This is a genomic window from Mesorhizobium sp. Cs1299R1N1, assembly GCF_037179655.1.
Classification (GTDB): Bacteria; Pseudomonadota; Alphaproteobacteria; order Rhizobiales; family Rhizobiaceae; genus Mesorhizobium; species Mesorhizobium salmacidum.
On sequence record NZ_JAPYKR010000011.1, the window covers coordinates 217164 to 234791 of the forward strand.

A 17628-nucleotide genomic window follows, 5' to 3' on the forward strand; every position below is an offset into this window, starting at 1 on the left:
GAGCAACATGACGATTGCAGTGCCGGCCGTACGCGTCGAGGACAAGCTATATCAAAACCGCTACCTTATCGATGCGGGACGCCCTCATATCACGGTGCGGCCTCACCAAAGCCCGAGCGCGAACCTGCTGGCTTTGACACGCGTCTGCCCGGCAAGATGCTATGAGCTGAACGCCACGGGTCAAGTTGAGATCGCAGCCGACGGGTGCATGGAGTGTGGCACTTGCCGAGTGCTATGCGAGGCCAGTGGCGAGATCACGTGGAATTATCCGCGAGGCGGTTTTGGTGTTCTCTTCAAGTTCGGATGATCTACGCATTTACCGTCTGATGCAGAGCGCGGGCCAACAACTCTTAGTTGCGGCAACGCGTCGCATCGGCAGTTGCCAAGAACCGCCTCGCAATTGAAGACGGCATAGCCGATAGTTCTCTTCGACATCCGAAAAAACAGGAATTTGCCGGTGGGGGGACACACGGAGCTGTTTATATGGACGACACGATGCGCGGCAGGGTCGACCCAGTAAGCTCTACCACCCTGCCTGAACCAGCCACAGGAAGCATGCATAACGCGGATATCTCGCTTAGGGGAATCTACGAGATATCGAAGATTCTGACCGCCCCTGCCCGGTTAGAGACCACGCTGGCCAATGTCATCATGGCGCTATCTTCCTTCGTGCGGATGCGTCGTGGAGCAATCATCGTCCTTGGCGCTGATGGAGGGCCGGATATCTCCGCAACACCGGGCAACGTCTATCCACCCCAGTCAGTCACTCGCCGCTCCATACCGCAGGCTATAATCGACCAAATCGTCGCTACGGCGAGGCCGGTCATCATAGAAGATGTCAGCAAGTCCGCACTGTTTCAGGGTGATGGTGAAACGGTGTCGAACGACGAAGCCGTTGCGCTGACCTTTGTCGGTATCCCTGTAAAAGCGCAGGATGAAATCCTCGGGATATTGTCGATCGAGCGCCTCAAAGAGGAACCCAGCTCCGTCCATGACGACGAGGACCTGCCCTTCCTCAACATGGTCGCCGACCTTGTCGGCCGCGTTGTCCATCTGCACCGCTTGGCGAATACTGACGGTCATCAGCTCGTCGAACAGCAAGCTGGACCGGGCAAACCGCGCGACGCAGAAAGGGCCGACCCCGGCCGGTATCGGTCGGTCAAAATCGACGGGATCATCGGGGAAAGCCCGGCAGTCAAGCAGGTGCTCGAAATGGTTCCAATCGTGGCAAGGACCAATTCGACCGTTCTTCTGCGCGGCGAAAGCGGCACCGGCAAGGAATTCTTTGCTCAGGCAATCCACAAGCTTTCGGGCCGTAGGACGAAGGCCTTTATCAAGCTCAACTGCGCCGCGTTGCCTGAAAGCGTTCTGGAATCGGAGCTGTTTGGGCATGAAAAGGGCGCCTTCACCGGGGCGATCGCGCAACGGGCGGGCCGTTTCGAATTGGCGCATGGTGGAACCTTGTTGCTCGACGAGATCGGCGAGATTTCGCCTGCTTTTCAAGCCAAACTGTTGCGCGTTTTGCAGGAGGGTGAACTGGAGCGGGTCGGCGGAAACAGGACGCTCAAGGTTGATGTCCGGCTTATCTGTGCCACCAATAAGGATCTTGAATCGGCTGTCGTGAATGGGGAATTCAGGGCTGACCTTTACTACCGCATCAGTGTGATACCGATCATCCTGCCTCCGCTGCGAGACCGACCCGGCGATATTCCACGTCTGGGTGAAGTCTTCCTTGACCGGTTCAACAAGGAGAACCATCGTCAGCTCGCCTTCACCCCTTCGGCGCTTGACGTCATGTCGCAATGCTACTTCCCTGGTAATGTCCGCGAGCTGGAAAACTGCGTGAGAAGGACGGCTACACTTGCCCGTTCCACCACGATCGTTCCGTCCGACTTCGCCTGCCAAAACGGCCAGTGTCTTTCTTCGCTCATTTGGAAGGGAACTGGCTGTTCCCACGGCGGCAATGCTATGGCCGGTCTCGCCCGCGGCACCATGGACCGAGTTGGATCGCCGCTCCCGGCCCGGCGCATCGGCTCGGCGACTGAAGCATGGCCCGATAGCGCCAGCGATGACGATCCCAATCGTCCCGCAAGAGGCCCCCGCCTGACGGAACGCGACCGGCTGATCGCCGCGATGGAAAAGGCCGGCTCGGTCCAGGCCAAAGCGGCTCGTCTCCTCGGCCTCACACCCCGTCAAGTCGGCTATGCCCTACGCCGGCACGGCATCGAGGTGAAGAAATTCTAGACGTCTGCATGATGTCCGGTCTGAGTGGACCGCCCGTTTTGCGGAAATAAGACCGATCCTCTCGGATCCATTGGCTTCGTCAATGTCGGAGGTCCGACAGAACCGAAGTCGTAAGCAGCTGACAAACCAGACACGAGAAGCCGAGATTTTAGCTGAATGCCGCCTCTGCGGGGTTTGGCACGGCTCTTGCGCCTGGAAGTGTAACGTCAGCCTAACAGAGCTATTCGATGTCCCCACCGATGACTTCGCTTGAAAGCGAGACCAAAAAGATCTCGCCCGCGAAATCGGCTGGATGCGCCTCTTCAACCTGCGGCTCGCCCGCAAGCCGTGACGCCATGGAGTCGGCTGTCTGGGAGAAGGTCAAGGATCATCCGTGCTATTCAGAAGAAGCGCACCATTATTACGCCCGCATGCATGTGGCGGTCGCACCAGCTTGCAACATCCAATGCAACTACTGCAACCGCAAATATGACTGCGCCAATGAGAGCCGACCTGGTGTCGTCTCGGAAAAGCTGACCCCAGACCAGGCAGTCCGCAAGGTGATCGCGGTCGCCAATGACGTGCCGCAGCTTTCCGTGCTCGGCATCGCCGGACCGGGAGATGCCTGCTACGACTGGAACAGGACCAGGACAACGTTCGCACGAGTTGCCAAGGAGATCCCCGATCTCAAGCTGTGCATCTCGACCAATGGGCTGGCGCTGCCGGACCATGTCGCTGAACTTTGCGACATGAATGTCGATCACGTTACAATCACCATCAACATGGTCGACCCGGAAGTCGGCGCAGAGATCCATCCTTGGATCTTCTACAAGCACCGCCGCTACACCGGCGTCGAGGCGGCCAGGATCCTGCATGAGCGGCAGATGCTGGGCCTGGAGATGCTGACGGCGCGTGGGATCCTTATCAAGATCAATTCGGTGATGATCCCAGGCGTCAATGACGAGCACCTTGTCAAGGTGAACAAATGGGTAAAGGAGCGCGGCGCCTTCCTTCACAACGTCATGCCGCTGATTTCCGACCCGAAACATGGTACCCACTACGGCCTGATCGGCCGACGCGGGCCAAAGGCGATGGAGTTGAAGGCTCTTCAGGATCGCCTCGAAGGCGGCGCAAAATTGATGCGGCATTGCCGGCAGTGCCGGGCCGACGCCGTTGGCCTGCTCGGCGAGGATCGTGGCCAGGACTTCACGCTCGATCACATTGCCGACGAGGTCACCTACGATGCTAGCAAGCGCAACGCCTATCGTGAAGTGGTGGCGCGCGAGCGCGGCGATCACGTGGCGGCGAAGAGTGGAGCGCTCGAAACGGTCAAGGCAACCGGCTCGGGCAAGTCGCTTCTTGTCGCTGTGGCCAGCAAGGGCGGCGGCCGCGTCAACGAGCACTTCGGCCACGTGAGAGAATTCCAGATCTACGAGGCCTCGCCGAGAGGGATCAGCTTGGTCGGGCATCGCAAGGTTGAGCAATATTGCCTGGGTGGCTGGGGCGAGGATTCCGCGTTAGAGGGCGTCCTCGCTGCCCTCGACGGCATAGAGGTCGTGCTGTGCGCCAAGATCGGAGAATGCCCGAAGGCTCGGCTAAGGGCAGCCGGGATCCGCGCTATCGATGATTATGGCTATGAGCATATCGAGACCGCGATTGGCACGATTTACGCTGCCGAATTTGGGGGCGGATCCTTGGCCGCGACGGCCTGAGACCTCTCAATCCAATTGACCAGGAGTTGAAGAAAAATGGCGTTCAAGATCATCGCATCCCAATGTACTCAATGCGGTGCCTGCGAGTTCGAATGTCCTTCTGGTGCGATCAAATTCAAAGGCGAAGCCTACGTCATCGACGCAAAAAAGTGCACCGAATGCAAGGACATATTTGAGGCACAGCAATGCGCCTCCGTCTGTCCGGTGGAGATGACCTGCGTTCCCGCCTGACCTTCCGATCGCTTTGCGACGTGCCTTGAAGTTCGTCGCCCCAGATCTCCAACCGCGAAAAGGAAGAACAGCCATGAACCTCTGGCGCGAACAGGAGGTCGAAATCCATAAGCCTCCGAGGTTTATGCCGGGCGAAAGGGTCCGCGCCACACGCCACATCAAGAATGACGGCACCTATCCCGGCCGGGCGACTGGCGAGAACCTGGTGCGGAAAGGTGACGAAGGATATGTGCGCGACATCGGCACCTTTCTCCAGCAGTTTTACATCTATGCGGTCGAGTGGGTCGATCGTGGGACGGTGGTGGGCATGCGGACTCGTGAAATGATAAGCCTCGACACGTCCTCTGCTGCTTTCGGTGCCGAAATAACTGACGCTCCTCACGAGCGAGCAGCCACATGAAGATAATGATCCGCAAGACCGATGCTGGCCTGTCGGCATATATCCCCAAGAAGGATCTCGAAGAGCCGATCATCGAGGTCGAAAATGAAAGCCTGTGGGGCGGGGCCGTGGTGCTCAAAAACGGCTGGCGTTTCGTTCTGCCTGAGCTTCCGCAGGACACACGTTTGCCGATCACTGTTGAGGCTCGGAAAGTTTCCGACGCCGCAGACTGACGGTAGAGGAACGGGCATGAACACCATCGCGCGCCATCTTCTAATCACCCGGGACAGTCATGCCGAGACGCGGCTTGACCTGCTCAAGGGAGCGCTGGTCGCAGACGCGATCATTCCCTATCTTGGTCCTGGTCTGCTCCGGCTCGGCTGCGCGAAATCGCCCTTACCGCATACTCCGGAAGCTGTCGCCGCGGCCCTCAACGAGCGCGCCCCAGCCCCCTCCAAGATTCGCACCAATATGTGGTCTGTGGCGCAGTTTATCGAACAGCGACGGCATCGGCGGACGCTTCAGGCTTGGATGGCCGAAATCTTCGCCGCGCCTGCGGTGCCGACGGTCCTCCACACCTGGCTCGCCACGCTGCCGCTCTCGCTCATCGTTGACAGTTGGTATGATGGTGCCATGCGCGCGGCCCTGATCGCGACCGGCCGAAGGGATGTTGTCGAAATACAAGGCGTCACGCGGGCGACCGAAATCAGTGACATTTGGACCAAAGCCTACGATTTGTCCGGAATTGAACTCGACCGGGTACCACCGGTAGAGACGGTTCTCTATGTTCCTCATGGCAGCATCAGGCCGGCCGCAAACTTCCTGGTCTCAGATTCCGACTATGTCGAAGTGCTAACAGACATCGACATCCAGACGCCAATTCCCGATCAGGTGAAGCAGCGGCGCAGCAATCGGGGGTTTTTCTTTGTCGGCTGCCGCTTTGACGATCAGATGTTACGTACCTACGCCCGGCAGATCATGAAGCGCTCCGACGGGCCACATTGTGCGCTAATCGATGGGTCTGTGCTGACCAGAAACGAACGCCGTTTCCTGGCAGAGTGCGCAGTCACAGTCATTGACATGCCGATAGACAAAGCTGCGGATCGGCTTGCCGGATCGCCTTAAGCCAAAGAATTCCAGGTTGACGAACGCGAATCCTTTCATTTTGAGCAGGCAGACGACGGCGTCGCTTAGCCGGGGTCTCCGGCACGCGGGGATTGTTGCGCGGCGCTGGAGTCAGCGTGGTGAAGCGGTCTGAATGCGGTTTGACTAGCGCAGGTGAGTCAACGATGCTGCCAGATGCGTCGGGATCAGACGCCAACTTGAGGGAGTCGCGGTATACACCAGAGACATTCGAGACACGTTGACCATGCCACAATCAGTTTACCACCGCCGAACCACTGCGTGCGTCTCGCAATGCACAACGATTCTCACATGGCTCGGGGCAACACATGCGGACAGAGACGTTCTCGCGTTATGTGCCCTTTAGGCAAATTTGCATCGAATTAGGAGGTGACACCTGCAGCAGCCTTGCGCGGCGGACCCATTCGGGATGCCTCCTGCAATAATATCTCGCGCATCCATATGCTTGCGGAATCGCTGTTGTGAAGAGCAGGCCATTGTATGGCTTCGGTAAATGCGGGAAGCGGCAGCGGAATTTCAGCGATCCGCAGCGGTATTGCTCCTGCAATGTGATCAACCAGCCGCGACGGCAAGGTGGCTATCCGCTCCGTCCGCGTCAACATGGGCGGGACCATGCAGAAGCCCTGTACGACGACCTCGATACGTCTCTTGATCCCGTGCTCGAGGAAGTACCATTCTTCGATGGAGGGCTGCCGCGTGCGTCCGAACTTGGCGGCAACATGCCCCATCGACAGGTATTGCTCGAACGTAAGCGGTTTTGATAGCGCCTTGTTCGTGGGGCAGCCTACGCAAACGAGAGTCTCTTCGAATAGTGTTGCTCTAGGATGCGCGCTCGACATGAACACGTCTGGAAGAATTAAAAAATCGATCTCCCCGCGCCTCAGAAGCTCATCGGGGTCCTCGGACAGAGGCAGCAGTTCAAAGCTGACGTCGGGCGCTTCCCGTGCGACACGCTCCACGACCGATTGGAAATATACGGACGTCATGAAATCGGAAATGCTGATCCGGAAGCGGCGCTTCGATTGAGCTGGGTTGAACATGTCCCAGGAAATGATGGAGAGCTGAACGTGCAGCAGAGCCTCACGGACGGCGGGGGCCAGCCCTTCGGCACGGGGCGTTGGGACAAGTTCGCGGCCCTTCATCGTAAATAGCTCATCATGGAAAAAGTCCCGCAACCGGGCGACAGCCGCGCTCATGGCCGGCTGGCTCAGATTGATGCTGCGTGCGGCAGCGGTGAGGTTGCGCTCGTTCATGAGAGCGTCGAGCGCGACGAGGAGGTTTAGATCAAGGCCTTTGAAGCGCACGTGACATTTTATCCATAGCGTGGATGGGAGGCATCAAAACGTTAGATTTTACGCGGCTTATGGAATGCCGCATAGAAAAATGTCAACCGCGAGAGTCTCTTCAGATGCATAACCATGGCTCTTCAGTTGCCCTGCTCCCTGAGGAGCACGCCGAGCATCAACGAATCCGCAATGTCCAGCACCGCGATCTTGTTGGGCGTACCCGCAACAAAGCACCTCCTGGGCTGCTTGGAGCCGACAGTTTCCAAACTGTTCTAAGTTGGATCGTCGATGTGGGTTATTGAAGAACTATGACAGTAATACAAATATATCGTCGTATAGCTCGCATGTTAGTGGCTGCAGCCGAAAAGATAATTCTATCTAAAGCATAGATCTCTGCGAAAAATCGTTGGTGCCCATAGCTTGCGACGTTCTAGCAACTCACATCTGGCTACTGCGTGGTTTTATCTCGCCGCGTCTCGTAGTCTTGGCCGAGTTATCATCTGCAATGCTGATCGGAGATACAAGCAATGACCCAACCCGTGCCGGCGCCCGGCCCATTCGTGATCCTTGCGATGCCTAGGACGGGCACGCACTATCTGGAAGAAATGCTGAACGAGCATCCGAATGTCCTGAGCAACGGGGAGTTGCTCAACACCTACGACACGAATTGGCTCGATAAGGACCGTTTGATCGGCGGCGATCGCGAGCTCCTTGAGCTTGCCTACTTGCGCTACCCGAACCAAACCGACAAGAAGCTGACGCGCGTTGGTTGCAAGATCAATGAACCTCAGTTCCACGACCGTCCGAGCTTTTTTGCCGAGCTCGCCTGTTGGCCAGATCTCAAGGTTATCCTTCTGGTCCGCAAGAACACATTGGAATCGCTTCGATCGCTGACACAGGCGAGGCAAACCCGGCAATGGCTGAAGTTCAGCTCGGACAACGACGCGGCTCCGCCCGTGAAACTAGCAATCGCCTGCTGCGAGGCTTATTTCAAGGCCGCCGACGAATTCCACAGTCGCGTCACGCGCTCCTTCGCCTGCAGCGACTTGCATGCGGTCGAGTACGAGAACCTTCTTGGCGAACCCTCGTCGTGCTTGGCTAAGATTTGGGATTTCCTCGGGGTTCCGGCGGTTGGGCTCTCTGGTACCTCAAACCTGAAGCGCCAGGAAGCGCGCCCCCTGGACGAAACGATAGAGAATTTCGAAGAGTTGCGACGCCACTTCTCAGGCGGACCTTACGCGAGCTTCTTTGAGCTCGGTGACCGCCTCAATCGCTGTGGCGGCGGGAACGAGCGGGCTGCCCAAGGTTAGCCCCGGGTTCCGGCGGAAAGGACCTTAGCAGCCCATTGCGAAGGCGCAGCGTCGAGCTTCGGCGAAAAGTAGATCGACGATAAAGGCGAGCACCGGGCATCCAAATCTGGACACCACATATGACATTGCCCGGCTTCTCCTTATGCGAGGAGCACCGTGGCTGATCTCTTGCGAGCGCGAGTGTCTGGCATCTCAGGGCGGTTGACGGGATCGTTCCCGGTCTGGCCCGCGTCATTGGCATGGGACCAAGAAAACCTCCCGGACGGCGTGTCCTACTGTCGGCTCTGCTGGCGGGATCGGGCCATCGTCCCCTTCCCAGCTATGGCTTTCCCCCTCTCACGGCCGGGCCGCGGCGGGTCTATTGCCGCGGGATGCTGTCGGACCTCCCGCCTCATGGAGATTGCGATGGGTCTCTTGCATGAGCCCTGTTCCGGTGGCGCATTCGCTGCGGGAACTGTTCGCCCCACACCTGCCGCGATCAGCAGGAGCCTCCCTTTATGGGTCACTCAGCGCCACGGTCGCAAATCGTGACTTTAGAACAGACACGTCAAACGAAGCGATCGAAAGGTCCGTGACGCTTGATGCTACCCAAGTTCGGCGACTACCCCATCCATGACCTGGATAATTCCCATCAAAACATTCGATTTTACCAACTTTAGCAGATGCTGCATTAAAGCACCCGAAGCTTAGAACTAAGGATGGATTTCCACAACCTTCCCCCGGCAACACTTGGTATGTAGAACAAGCAGTCCAGTGGTATATCCTTCGAAATCATGCTCTTCGGCGTCGTGCATAGATACCATCATACCAACTGAACTTATCAACCCTCCCGCTGAGATGCTCAGCCCGTATCGTGTGCATTTCTAATTCGCTTTAGATCGGATCGCGTGATGAGTAGCTTGGCAACACATCAAGAATTAATAGCTTCTTCAAGGCGCTGCCAATTGCGTTGGCGACTGTGCTGGGAAAATGAACTTAGCCTTGACGACCATATAGAACTGGCAGAGTTCTTCCGAAAGACCTATGGTCCGACTGGGATATTCCACGCAAAACCATTCGATGGCAGTAAAAGTTGGGCCGGCGCGAGGCCTGAGCTCCGTGCAATCGGCTATGACTCGAATGGGGTAGCAGCTCACATCGGGCTGCTGCGTCGCTTCATCAGGATCGGCGCCGTCGATCTGCTGGTGGGTGAACTTGGCCTGTATGGTGTACGTCCGGATCTTGAGGGGCTCTGGATTGCGCATTCAGTCCGGGTCATGCATCCGGTACTGCAGGAGCTCAAAGTCCCATTCGCATTCGGCGCGGTTCGACCTGCGCTGCGGCATCATATCGCAAGGTTCAGCCGAAACGGTCTGGCGACGATCATGCCCGGGATCCGTGTGCGATCAACCCTTCCCCGTGCCCTTCTCGACAAACCACCCACCCGCACCGAGGATGTAGTTCTCATCGTTCTCCCGATTGCACAGCCGATATCCGAATGGCCGGCCGGCACGATAATCGATCGAAACGGGCCAGAGCTGTGAGACCCCTCAGCTGCATACCCGAAGTGCGCGGGGAATGTGCCGACGGCGCCGGCGATCGCACAGTTTATTTGACGTTTGACGACGGTCCTAATCCGGGCTGCACGCCGTACATCCTCGATTTTCTTGCGGAAAACCGGGCGTCGGCAACTTTCTTCGTCGTCGGGGCGTATGCGGCGGAACATCCCGACCTCATCCGAAGGATCGTTGCAGAAGGGCACCAGGTTGGCAATCACACAATGACGCATCGGGAGCCGTCCGAATGCCATCTTGGGCAGATACAGTATGAGATACTTGAGACAAACAGGGTCATCCGGCTGGCATGTCCCGAGGCCTCACTGGCGCATATGCGCGCTCCGTATGGCAATTGGACGGAACAAGTCCTCACGACCTGTGCGCGCGCTGGTCTGACGCCGGTCCATTGGTCGATCGACCCTCAAGACTGGTCTCGGCCCGGCGTCGAGGCGATTGTCGGTACGGTAATGGCCTCCGTCCGCCCGGGCGCAATCGTGCTCTTGCACGATGGCTGTCCTCCCAACGAGTTCAGACCGGATGCTGAGGCCGCTCTGCGGGACCAGACGCTGAAGGCCCTGTCTCATCTGATCCCAGAGTTGCACGAGCGGGGATTTGCAATCCGCTCCCTCCCCCCAACCCACTGAACAAAGCGACATCCCATGAACCTGCTCGACGCAACCAGCATTGGTGCTGTCTCGATCTACGCATTGCTCTCGACTGCCTACAAAGGCATGCAAACGGTTTATGCTTCATCGGCAGACCTGTCGTCGACCTCGGATGGCCCGACCAGCTCCCAACTTCTGCCGAGCGTGGATGTCATCATCCCATGCTATAACGAGGATCCGGACACGCTCTCTGCCTGCCTAGCTTCTATTGCGGACCAAAACTACGGCGGAAAACTGCGGGTCTATGTGGTTGATGACGGGTCTGCAAATCGGGTTGCCGTCGGACCCGTTCACAATATCCATGCGCGTGATCCGAGGTTCAACTTCATTCTTCTCCCGCGCAATGTTGGAAAGCGCAAGGCGCAGATCGCTGCGATCCGCCGCTCATCCGGAGATTTGGTGCTCAACGTCGACTCCGACACAACGCTCGCTTCCGATGTGGTGACGAAGCTCGCGCTAAAGATGCGAGATCCCCAGATCGGCGCGGCCATGGGTCAGTTGATAGCCAGCAACAGGAACGAGAATTGGCTGACCCGGTTGATCGACATGGAATACTGGCTTGCTTGCAACGAGGAGCGTGCGGCCCAAGCTCGTTTCGGTGCGGTTATGTGCTGCTGTGGCCCATGTGCGATGTATCGCCGGTTGGCGCTGCTTATGGTTCTTGATCAATACGAAACGCAGCTGTTCCGTGGGAAGCTAAGCGACTTCGGCGAGGATCGCCATCTGACGATCCTCATGCTGAAAGCGGGACTTCGAACCGAGTACATTCCGGACGCGATCGCGGCAACGGTCGTGCCGGATCGGCTGCGGCCATATCTACGCCAGCAACTGCGCTGGGCGCGAAGCACCTTCAGAGACACGCTGCTTTCGCTGCGCCTGCTACCCAGCCTCGATCGCTATCTCACCTTGGACGTGGTCGGGCAAAATGTCGGGCCGCTCCTCCTCGCAGTGTCGGTGGTAACAGGGATCGCGCACCTTGCGCTGGCTGACGAAGTGCCTTGGTGGACTGGCATCATGATTGCGGCCATGACGCTGATCCGCTGCAGCGTGGCAGCGTTTCGTGCTCGCGAACTGCGATTTCTTGGATTTTGTCTCCATACACCCATCAATCTGTTCCTTTTGCTTCCTTTGAAAGCGTATGCGCTTTGCACCTTGAGCAATAGCGATTGGTTGTCGCGCAACTCTGCTGCCACTGTGCCAAGCAGCGGTGGCAAAGATGTTCCGATCAGAATCGCCAGCGTTGGTTCGAGAACCGCCGACGCGTCGGAAGATGCGGCGCCATCGCACAGGCCCACTCTTTTGAGGGATTTTTCGACGGTGACATCATCCGGAATCGGCGGCCAAGAATGATTGCGGATCGGAGCTGGGAGACAGTCTTGGCAGAGCACGACAGTCGTCATTGGCCGCATTTGGAATTGGCCACGGATGATCCCTGGCGGTTCGACGGCAATCCGTTCGAAGGCAGGCGTCACCCGCAAGCGCTCGACCTGTCGCTTACCCAGGGGTCTGTCACATACGCGCTGCAAATCGGATGCGCGTTTGGGGCATTTGACGAAGCCTTTCGCCCCGCGGCCATAAGCTCCGGGTCCTCGCTGCGGTGGCCCGAGCAAAAAAACCAAAGGCGCGAACGAATGAACGAGCCGCAACACGCCTGCTTGAGTATCGGTGAGGTCAGATGGTTTTTGAACGAGAGGCCGTTTGGGCTGATCATCGTGCCAGAAGTTCTACACGGCTTCCGTGGCCATGGCCGACATGCGTGTGCCCATCGGGAAGCTGGCGAGTGTGCTCGCGTCGGGTGGGAATCTGATTTCGGATCAGCGCGCGATGCACTTATCGGCGCAGGGACACCCCGCTGGCGCCGACAACGCGACGGCCATGTCACGCAAGACCAAGTCGATCACGAGCGGAAGCCAAGTGAACCATCAACAAACATTGCTTGCTCGCTTTAGAAGTCCCGTTCGGCTTCAGGTGCATCGGATACCGGCACACGGGGAGAGCTGAATGGAGGCATCTTATTTCTTGATCCACGTGATCGGCGCATTGGCGGCTTCCGCCTTGTTGACCTATTGCTTGACCAGTTCGCTCGTTCAGACGGCTCTCTGCGCCGTGCTCGCTCAGGTCGGGTATTTCTTAGCGATGCTCTGTCTGGTGTGGAGGACCGAGCAGAGCTCCACGAGCCGTTCACGACCACACACAACAGAGGCGGAGCGGTTGAGTGAAGCCAGCGACGATCACTCTGGGAAGGCTGGATAGCCTGCGGGCGCCAAAAATGGAGGCACTATGCGCATGGACGGTATGAAGGTACTGCGTGAAGGGGTGATTGCCCATGTCGAGGCCGGACGCCTCTTCTGTCACTTTGAACAGGAGAAGCACGGCGAGGGTCCGCCCCATCAGATCCACAGGCATCTTAACACGAGTGGACCGCCGTCGCGGGACAGGGTCGGCATGGTAGGGGTGGGGCCAAGCGAGTGAGCGCGTTCTGGCAGGGTGACGCCAATTCGCCAGCCGAGGCCGTCAGCGGGGCGCCCTCCCTCTCTCCCCCTCGAGTGATCGCGAGTTTATGCAGGGCACCTGAGGCTGGTCGACTGCCTTCTGCAGAGCGAGACAAGCACATGTCCACGCTAGCGATCGACCTTGACGGCGTAAGCAAGTCATACGGCAACAAGTTGGTTGTGGACGGGCTGTCGTTCACTGTCGCGGCAGGAGAATGCTTCGGTCTGTTGGGCCCGAACGGGGCCGGCAAAAGCACGATCACGCGTATGCTCCTCGGCATGACCCCACCTGATTCCGGTAAGATCACGGTGCTCGGCATGCCAGTACCAGCACGCGCGCGCCTGGCACGCGGGCGCATTGGAGTGGTCCCGCAGTTCGATAACCTTGATCTCGAGTTCACCGTACGTGAGAACCTGTTGGTTTTCGGGCGCTACTTCGGCATGAGCACGCGCGCGCTAAGAGCGGTCATACCGTCCCTGCTTGAGTTCGCCCGCCTCGAGAGCAAGGCTGATGCCCGCGTCGGCGCACTGTCCGGTGGCATGAAGCGCCGCCTCACGCTCGCGCGAGCGTTGATCAACGACCCACAGCTGCTTGTCATGGACGAGCCCACCACGGGCCTCGATCCGCACGCCCGGCATCTGATCTGGGAGCGGCTGCGCAAGCTCCTGGCGCAGGGCAAGACGATAATTTTGACCACTCACTTCATGGAAGAGGCCGAGCGGCTGTGCAACCGCCTTTGCGTTCTTGAGAGAGGGCGCATTATCGCTGAAGGTCGCCCACACGCGCTGATCGAAGAGCAGATCGGGTGCGACGTTCTCGAAATATACGGTGGTGATCCGCATGAACTGAGTGCGATGATCGAGCCATTCGTACAGCGCATCGAGATGAGCGGTGAGACGCTTTTTTGCTATGGGCCCGATCCAGAGCAGGTGCGTATGCAACTGCAAGGACGCGCGGGTCTGCGTCTCCTGCAGCGTCCACCGAATTTGGAGGACGTTTTTCTGCGGCTGACCGGGCGCGGGATGGAGTACCGATGATGGGTCACCGTTATGCGGCGGCTCTGCCGGCCAACCCCTGGAACTGGGTCGCTGTATGGCGCCGTAACTACCTGGCCTGGAAGAAAGTGGCGCTTGCGTCGCTCATCGGGAATCTGGCCGACCCTATGATCTCCCTGTTCGGGCTCGGCTTCGGCCTTGGAATAATGGTAGGGCGCGTTGAGGGTATATCCTACATTGCGTTCCTGACAGCCGGCATGGTCGCCGCAAGCGCGATGACCTCCTCCACCTTCGAAACGATCTATGCAACTTTCGGTCGCATGCAGCGGACCTGGGAAGGAATCCTTTACACACAACTCACGCTCGGTGACATCGTGCTGGGTGAACTGGCGTGGGCAGCCACAAAGGCCTTTCTGGCCGGCACGGGAATCATGATTGTGGCCACCGTGCTGGGTTATGTAGCATGGCCATCAGCCTTCTATGCGCTGCCTGCCATCGCGCTTACTGGCCTGGCTTTCGCGAGCCTGGCGATGGTCGTGACGGCGCTTGCGCCCAGTTACGACTATGTCGTCTTTTATCAGACGCTGGTCATCACACCCATGTTGTTTTTATCGGGGGCTCTCTTCCCGGTGAGCCGAATGCCCGGTGTTTTTCAGCAGATAGGCAAGTTCCTGCCGCTTGCGCATTCGATCGAGCTCATTCGACCGGCCATCCTTGGCCGCCCGGCCGTCAGCATCGGCCTGCATATCGGGGCGTTGTGCATCTACACAGTGTTGCCGTTCTTCCTGTCCTCGGCACTGCTACGCCGACGTCTCATGCCTTGACGCATTAACGAATTGACGGCCAATACGAGAAAAGAAGATGGGCCGATGCGACCCATCATAAACTGCTCGAAAGCCTGAAGGTAAGCGCGCTTGGCGTGGGCACGGTAAGCTTAAGGAGCAAAATTCGGAGCGCCGGGGCGCTCAACTCACGGTGCGATGGTGCCGGCATAAACGAGGTCAGCACTGCCGAGGTGAGAGGCCACTACCAGATTGTCGCGGTATAAGTGCGATGAGTTAGCCGTCGTAAGAGCAATGTCTGAGATTGGTCGCACCGTGCTGCGGCCTCGGCGGCAAACATTCGGCAGATGCGCAAACTGCGGTTGACCCTGACCGGCTCTATAGCGGAATTCAGGAGGCGGCCGAACCGGCTGGCAGGCCGGATTTCGAGCTCGCCAAGATCAGCGCCTTGAGTAAGCGTTGTCGGTTGGCTTTCCCGGTCGGGAGAAGTCGAGCGTGGTGCATGTACTTCCGTAGACCTCCGGCGAAGCTTTCAATTACCCACATCGTCGGCTTGACCCAATTGAGATGCCGAGGGCGATATCGTGCAGGCGAGTCATGCCACGCCAGACGACGATTCCGGGAGGCGGATCATGCTTGCGGGCGAGATAGCCACCGAGGATGGCAATTGCAGGAGGTAAGCAGCGAGCGTGCCGTTGGAGGCGCGGTCGCGTCCGAGACGGGTCGATCCGGTCGAGCGCAGTGATTTCGGCGAAGGTGAGAACGCTGTCGGGCGGCGTCTGGCTTGGCGCGCGCCGACATAGTGACGAAGAATATGCGCCAGCTAACCACTGCGATGAGGGCGAGGAACTTCGCCAGCCTCTCGGCGGTCTCCAGTCTCGCCTCTTCGGCACGGCATCCGGACTTCATGACCTTGTGGAACACCTCCTCCTTCCAGCGCAGGGCGTACCAGCCGAGCTTCTCGACTGCCGCGGAGAGATCGTCGACCGGCAAGTTGGTCACCAGCTTCCAGTCGATCGGATCGCGTCCAGGCGGCGGATCCTCTTCGAGAGCGTGGATGTATGTCAGAATCTGCGGACTGTAGCGCTTCTGCTTGCCCACGGGCGGCAAGGTGTTGATGGTGGCGAATTTCACATGCAGCCAGGTCGTGTCGCCCCGACCGACCGAAATGTGGTGACGTCCCGACCAAGGCGCCGCCGCAAGTTGGGCAAAGACGCGATGAGCCGGATCGTATGGGCAGCACCGGCAGGCCGCTCGGCCAGCCTGTTCGTCTGCACCCGCACGAGGAAGCAGGTCCCAAGGCCCTGCGCGGCAATAGCGCTCGAGATGTCGCTCTCCCGGTCGCCCACATGCGCGCAGCGCTCGGGCGCGCCAACGAGCGCGATGGACTGGCGCAGGTTCTCCAGCCAGCGGTAGCTCTCCTTCGTCTCGATTGGCACGCGCGTGGGATTGATGCGCCGCTTGAGCGCGAGCGTTCCCTTGAACTTCGTACGTGTCCAGAACTTCGCTGCCGTCAGACCGAGGGGTGTGCCGGTGAGGGCGACGACCAGGCTCGAATGCATCAGCACACCACACAAGGTCTGCACGTTGGGCTGCCCGGTCTTGTAGCGCCCGGCGTTGATGGTCTTGGTGAAGCCGATTTGCCCGGCTGCGCGGCTGTAGATAAATTCGGTCGTGTCCTGCAGGATAAGGATAGGACCTTCGCTCGCCGCAACGCGCGCTGTGCCGCTTGGCAGGAGGAAGAGCTTTCCAAGGCGGCTCTTCCCGACAAGCGTCTGGCGCGTCGGCTTCACCAGCCTCTGGCGCAAAGCAATCTGATGGGACTGGCCAAGACGATCAGGCGAACTTCATGGGATCAGGAACCTCGATCGAGTTCGCGCTGAAAGCACCCGCGCAGCAGCCCGTATCTGGTGGCCGCTCTCCGGGTGCATCGAGGTCGACATGCGACATTGTGAGATGATGCCGCACTCTGGATGATCGATCTCAGTCGAAGTGTCGGGAGGAGCGAGTCAACTCAGGGGTTAAAACCGCAACACACTTAAACGCACCCGAGGCGACCCTAAAGTTGCATAAGATAGATAATGTCTGCTCGAATAGATACGCACTATCGATGACTTGCCACGGGCGCCCCGACATGGCGCCATCCATGGCCTCGCCGCGGCATGCATGTGGGACGGCCGCAGTTCGCTGCGGTCACGCTGGCCGCCTGACCGGAGCCAAATCAGTGCCGTCTGACGGGATGCTTGCAGAAATTTCATGGAGGCGGTGGCCGGTGAACATGGGGCTGCGGCCGCCACCCTCGACAGCTACCAGGACGGGCTTGATCTCTTGCTTGGCTGGCTGTCCTCCATGAAGCTCACGCTGCCCGTCGTACGCCACGAGGACATCGTTGACTATCTTGGATTTCTGGCAAGGAAGGGCTACGCGGAAGGAACCATCGTCAACCGCTGCTCGGTGATGAGAAGCCTGTTTCGGTTCCTCGCCTCCGATGGCCTGATCGATCGCGATCCAACCTCTTTCATGGACCCGATCAAGCGACGGAGACCGCTGCCCACGGTGCTGCCCATCGACCAAGTAGAGCGTCTTCTCGAAAGAGCGATCGCTCCCGCCGAAGACACTGCCTGTTCCAGCAGGCCAGCCTCGCGCGCCGCGCCGCGCTATTCGAGACACGCTCTATGCGTCGGGAATGCGCGTGAGCGAGGCCATCAGGCTGCCCGCCACTGTCGTGCACCAGAACGAGCGCATGCTGACGAGCGTCGGAAACGGGAAAAAGGAGAGGCTGGTTCCGCTCCACGCCGCCGCAAGCGAAGCGATACGGCGCTGGAGAGCAGCCAGGGAAAGCAAATGGGGCTTTCGGATTCCGGAAGGGAAGTC

The 17628-nt window shown here is 58.8% G+C and carries 18 protein-coding genes and 2 pseudogenes; 17 read left to right on the plus strand and 3 right to left on the minus strand.

All coding sequences use genetic code 11. The annotated features are described in order from the left end of the window. Positions 1–7 precede the first annotated feature (7 nt). The 7 genes from O7A70_RS24100 (at position 8) to O7A70_RS24130 (ending at position 5670) form a co-directional block, all read left to right on the plus strand. On the plus strand, positions 8–307 hold the full coding sequence (locus O7A70_RS24100; RefSeq protein WP_337142628.1) for a ferredoxin family protein: 300 nt from the start codon (positions 8–10) through the stop codon (positions 305–307). A gap of 248 nt (positions 308–555) precedes the next feature. Further along, positions 556–2244 (plus strand): nif-specific transcriptional activator NifA, encoded by a 1689-nt coding sequence (gene nifA / locus O7A70_RS24105; RefSeq protein WP_337142655.1) that lies wholly within the window; start codon positions 556–558, stop codon positions 2242–2244. A 227-nt stretch (positions 2245–2471) separates the two neighbouring features. Next, a complete protein-coding gene (gene nifB / locus O7A70_RS24110; RefSeq protein ID WP_337142629.1) occupies positions 2472–3935 on the plus strand; it encodes a nitrogenase cofactor biosynthesis protein NifB in 1464 nt (487 codons plus the stop codon). 36 nt (positions 3936–3971) lie between these two features. Continuing rightward, the gene (locus O7A70_RS24115) at positions 3972–4166 is read left to right on the plus strand and encodes a 4Fe-4S binding protein (RefSeq protein WP_337128379.1); all 195 of its coding nucleotides are present in this window, start codon (positions 3972–3974) and stop codon (positions 4164–4166) included. A gap of 73 nt (positions 4167–4239) precedes the next feature. After that, positions 4240–4566 (plus strand): nitrogen fixation protein NifZ, encoded by a 327-nt coding sequence (locus tag O7A70_RS24120; protein ID WP_337142630.1) that lies wholly within the window; start codon positions 4240–4242, stop codon positions 4564–4566. After that, positions 4563–4778, plus strand: a complete 216-nt coding sequence (gene nifT, locus O7A70_RS24125) for a putative nitrogen fixation protein NifT (RefSeq protein WP_337142631.1) — start codon at positions 4563–4565, stop codon at positions 4776–4778. The genes O7A70_RS24120 and nifT overlap by 4 nt, the downstream gene beginning before the upstream one ends. Before the next feature lie 16 nt (positions 4779–4794). Beyond that, positions 4795–5670, plus strand: coding sequence for an SIR2 family protein (locus tag O7A70_RS24130; RefSeq protein WP_337142632.1), 876 nt, complete (start codon positions 4795–4797; stop codon positions 5668–5670). 380 nt (positions 5671–6050) lie between these two features. Here the strand turns inward: O7A70_RS24130 and O7A70_RS24135 are convergent, their stop codons facing one another. Then, positions 6051–6992, minus strand: coding sequence for a LysR family transcriptional regulator (locus tag O7A70_RS24135; RefSeq protein WP_337142633.1), 942 nt, complete (start codon positions 6990–6992; stop codon positions 6051–6053). Between the two features lie 509 nt (positions 6993–7501). Here O7A70_RS24135 and O7A70_RS24140 point away from each other — a divergent pair. The 8 genes from O7A70_RS24140 (at position 7502) to O7A70_RS24170 (ending at position 14796) form a co-directional block, all read left to right on the plus strand. After that, the gene (locus O7A70_RS24140) at positions 7502–8284 is read left to right on the plus strand and encodes a sulfotransferase (protein ID WP_337142634.1); all 783 of its coding nucleotides are present in this window, start codon (positions 7502–7504) and stop codon (positions 8282–8284) included. A gap of 890 nt (positions 8285–9174) precedes the next feature. Then, positions 9175–9807, plus strand: a complete 633-nt coding sequence (locus O7A70_RS24145; protein ID WP_337142635.1) for a NodA family N-acyltransferase — start codon at positions 9175–9177, stop codon at positions 9805–9807. Further along, positions 9804–10463, plus strand: a complete 660-nt coding sequence (nodB, locus tag O7A70_RS24150; RefSeq protein ID WP_337128391.1) for a chitooligosaccharide deacetylase NodB — start codon at positions 9804–9806, stop codon at positions 10461–10463. Before O7A70_RS24145 ends, nodB begins: the two co-directional genes overlap by 4 nt. A 15-nt stretch (positions 10464–10478) precedes the next feature. Further along, positions 10479–11834, plus strand: coding sequence for a chitooligosaccharide synthase NodC (gene nodC / locus O7A70_RS24155; protein WP_337142636.1), 1356 nt, complete (start codon positions 10479–10481; stop codon positions 11832–11834). Beyond that, positions 11831–12433, plus strand: coding sequence for an SAM-dependent methyltransferase (locus O7A70_RS34225; RefSeq protein ID WP_442921205.1), 603 nt, complete (start codon positions 11831–11833; stop codon positions 12431–12433). Before nodC ends, O7A70_RS34225 begins: the two co-directional genes overlap by 4 nt. Positions 12434–12485: 52 nt before the next feature. After that, a complete protein-coding gene (locus tag O7A70_RS24160) occupies positions 12486–12737 on the plus strand; it encodes an exopolysaccharide production repressor protein (protein WP_337142637.1) in 252 nt (83 codons plus the stop codon). A gap of 332 nt (positions 12738–13069) precedes the next feature. Continuing rightward, entirely contained in the window at positions 13070–14014 is a 945-nt protein-coding gene (nodI, locus tag O7A70_RS24165; protein ID WP_337142656.1) for a nodulation factor ABC transporter ATP-binding protein NodI, read from the plus strand. Then, entirely contained in the window at positions 14014–14796 is a 783-nt protein-coding gene (locus O7A70_RS24170) for an ABC transporter permease (protein WP_337142657.1), read from the plus strand. The genes nodI and O7A70_RS24170 overlap by 1 nt, the downstream gene beginning before the upstream one ends. A gap of 588 nt (positions 14797–15384) precedes the next feature. Here O7A70_RS24170 and O7A70_RS24175 read toward each other — a convergent pair. Both O7A70_RS24175 and O7A70_RS24180 read right to left on the minus strand, forming a co-directional pair. After that, the gene (locus tag O7A70_RS24175; protein ID WP_337142661.1) at positions 15385–15888 is read right to left on the minus strand and encodes a hypothetical protein; all 504 of its coding nucleotides are present in this window, start codon (positions 15886–15888) and stop codon (positions 15385–15387) included. Continuing rightward, the gene (locus O7A70_RS24180; RefSeq protein WP_337142638.1) at positions 15885–16547 is read right to left on the minus strand and encodes a hypothetical protein; all 663 of its coding nucleotides are present in this window, start codon (positions 16545–16547) and stop codon (positions 15885–15887) included. The genes O7A70_RS24175 and O7A70_RS24180 overlap by 4 nt, the downstream gene beginning before the upstream one ends. Positions 16548–17010: 463 nt before the next feature. Between O7A70_RS24180 and O7A70_RS24185 the strand changes: the two are divergent. Together O7A70_RS24185 and O7A70_RS34230 are read left to right on the plus strand one after the other, a co-directional pair. Then, positions 17011–17229: pseudogene (locus tag O7A70_RS24185) on the plus strand (site-specific integrase); the annotation flags it as partial. Between the two features lie 211 nt (positions 17230–17440). Further along, positions 17441–17539, plus strand: a pseudogene (locus O7A70_RS34230) (recombinase XerD); the annotation flags it as partial. Positions 17540–17628: the final 89 nt, after the last annotated feature.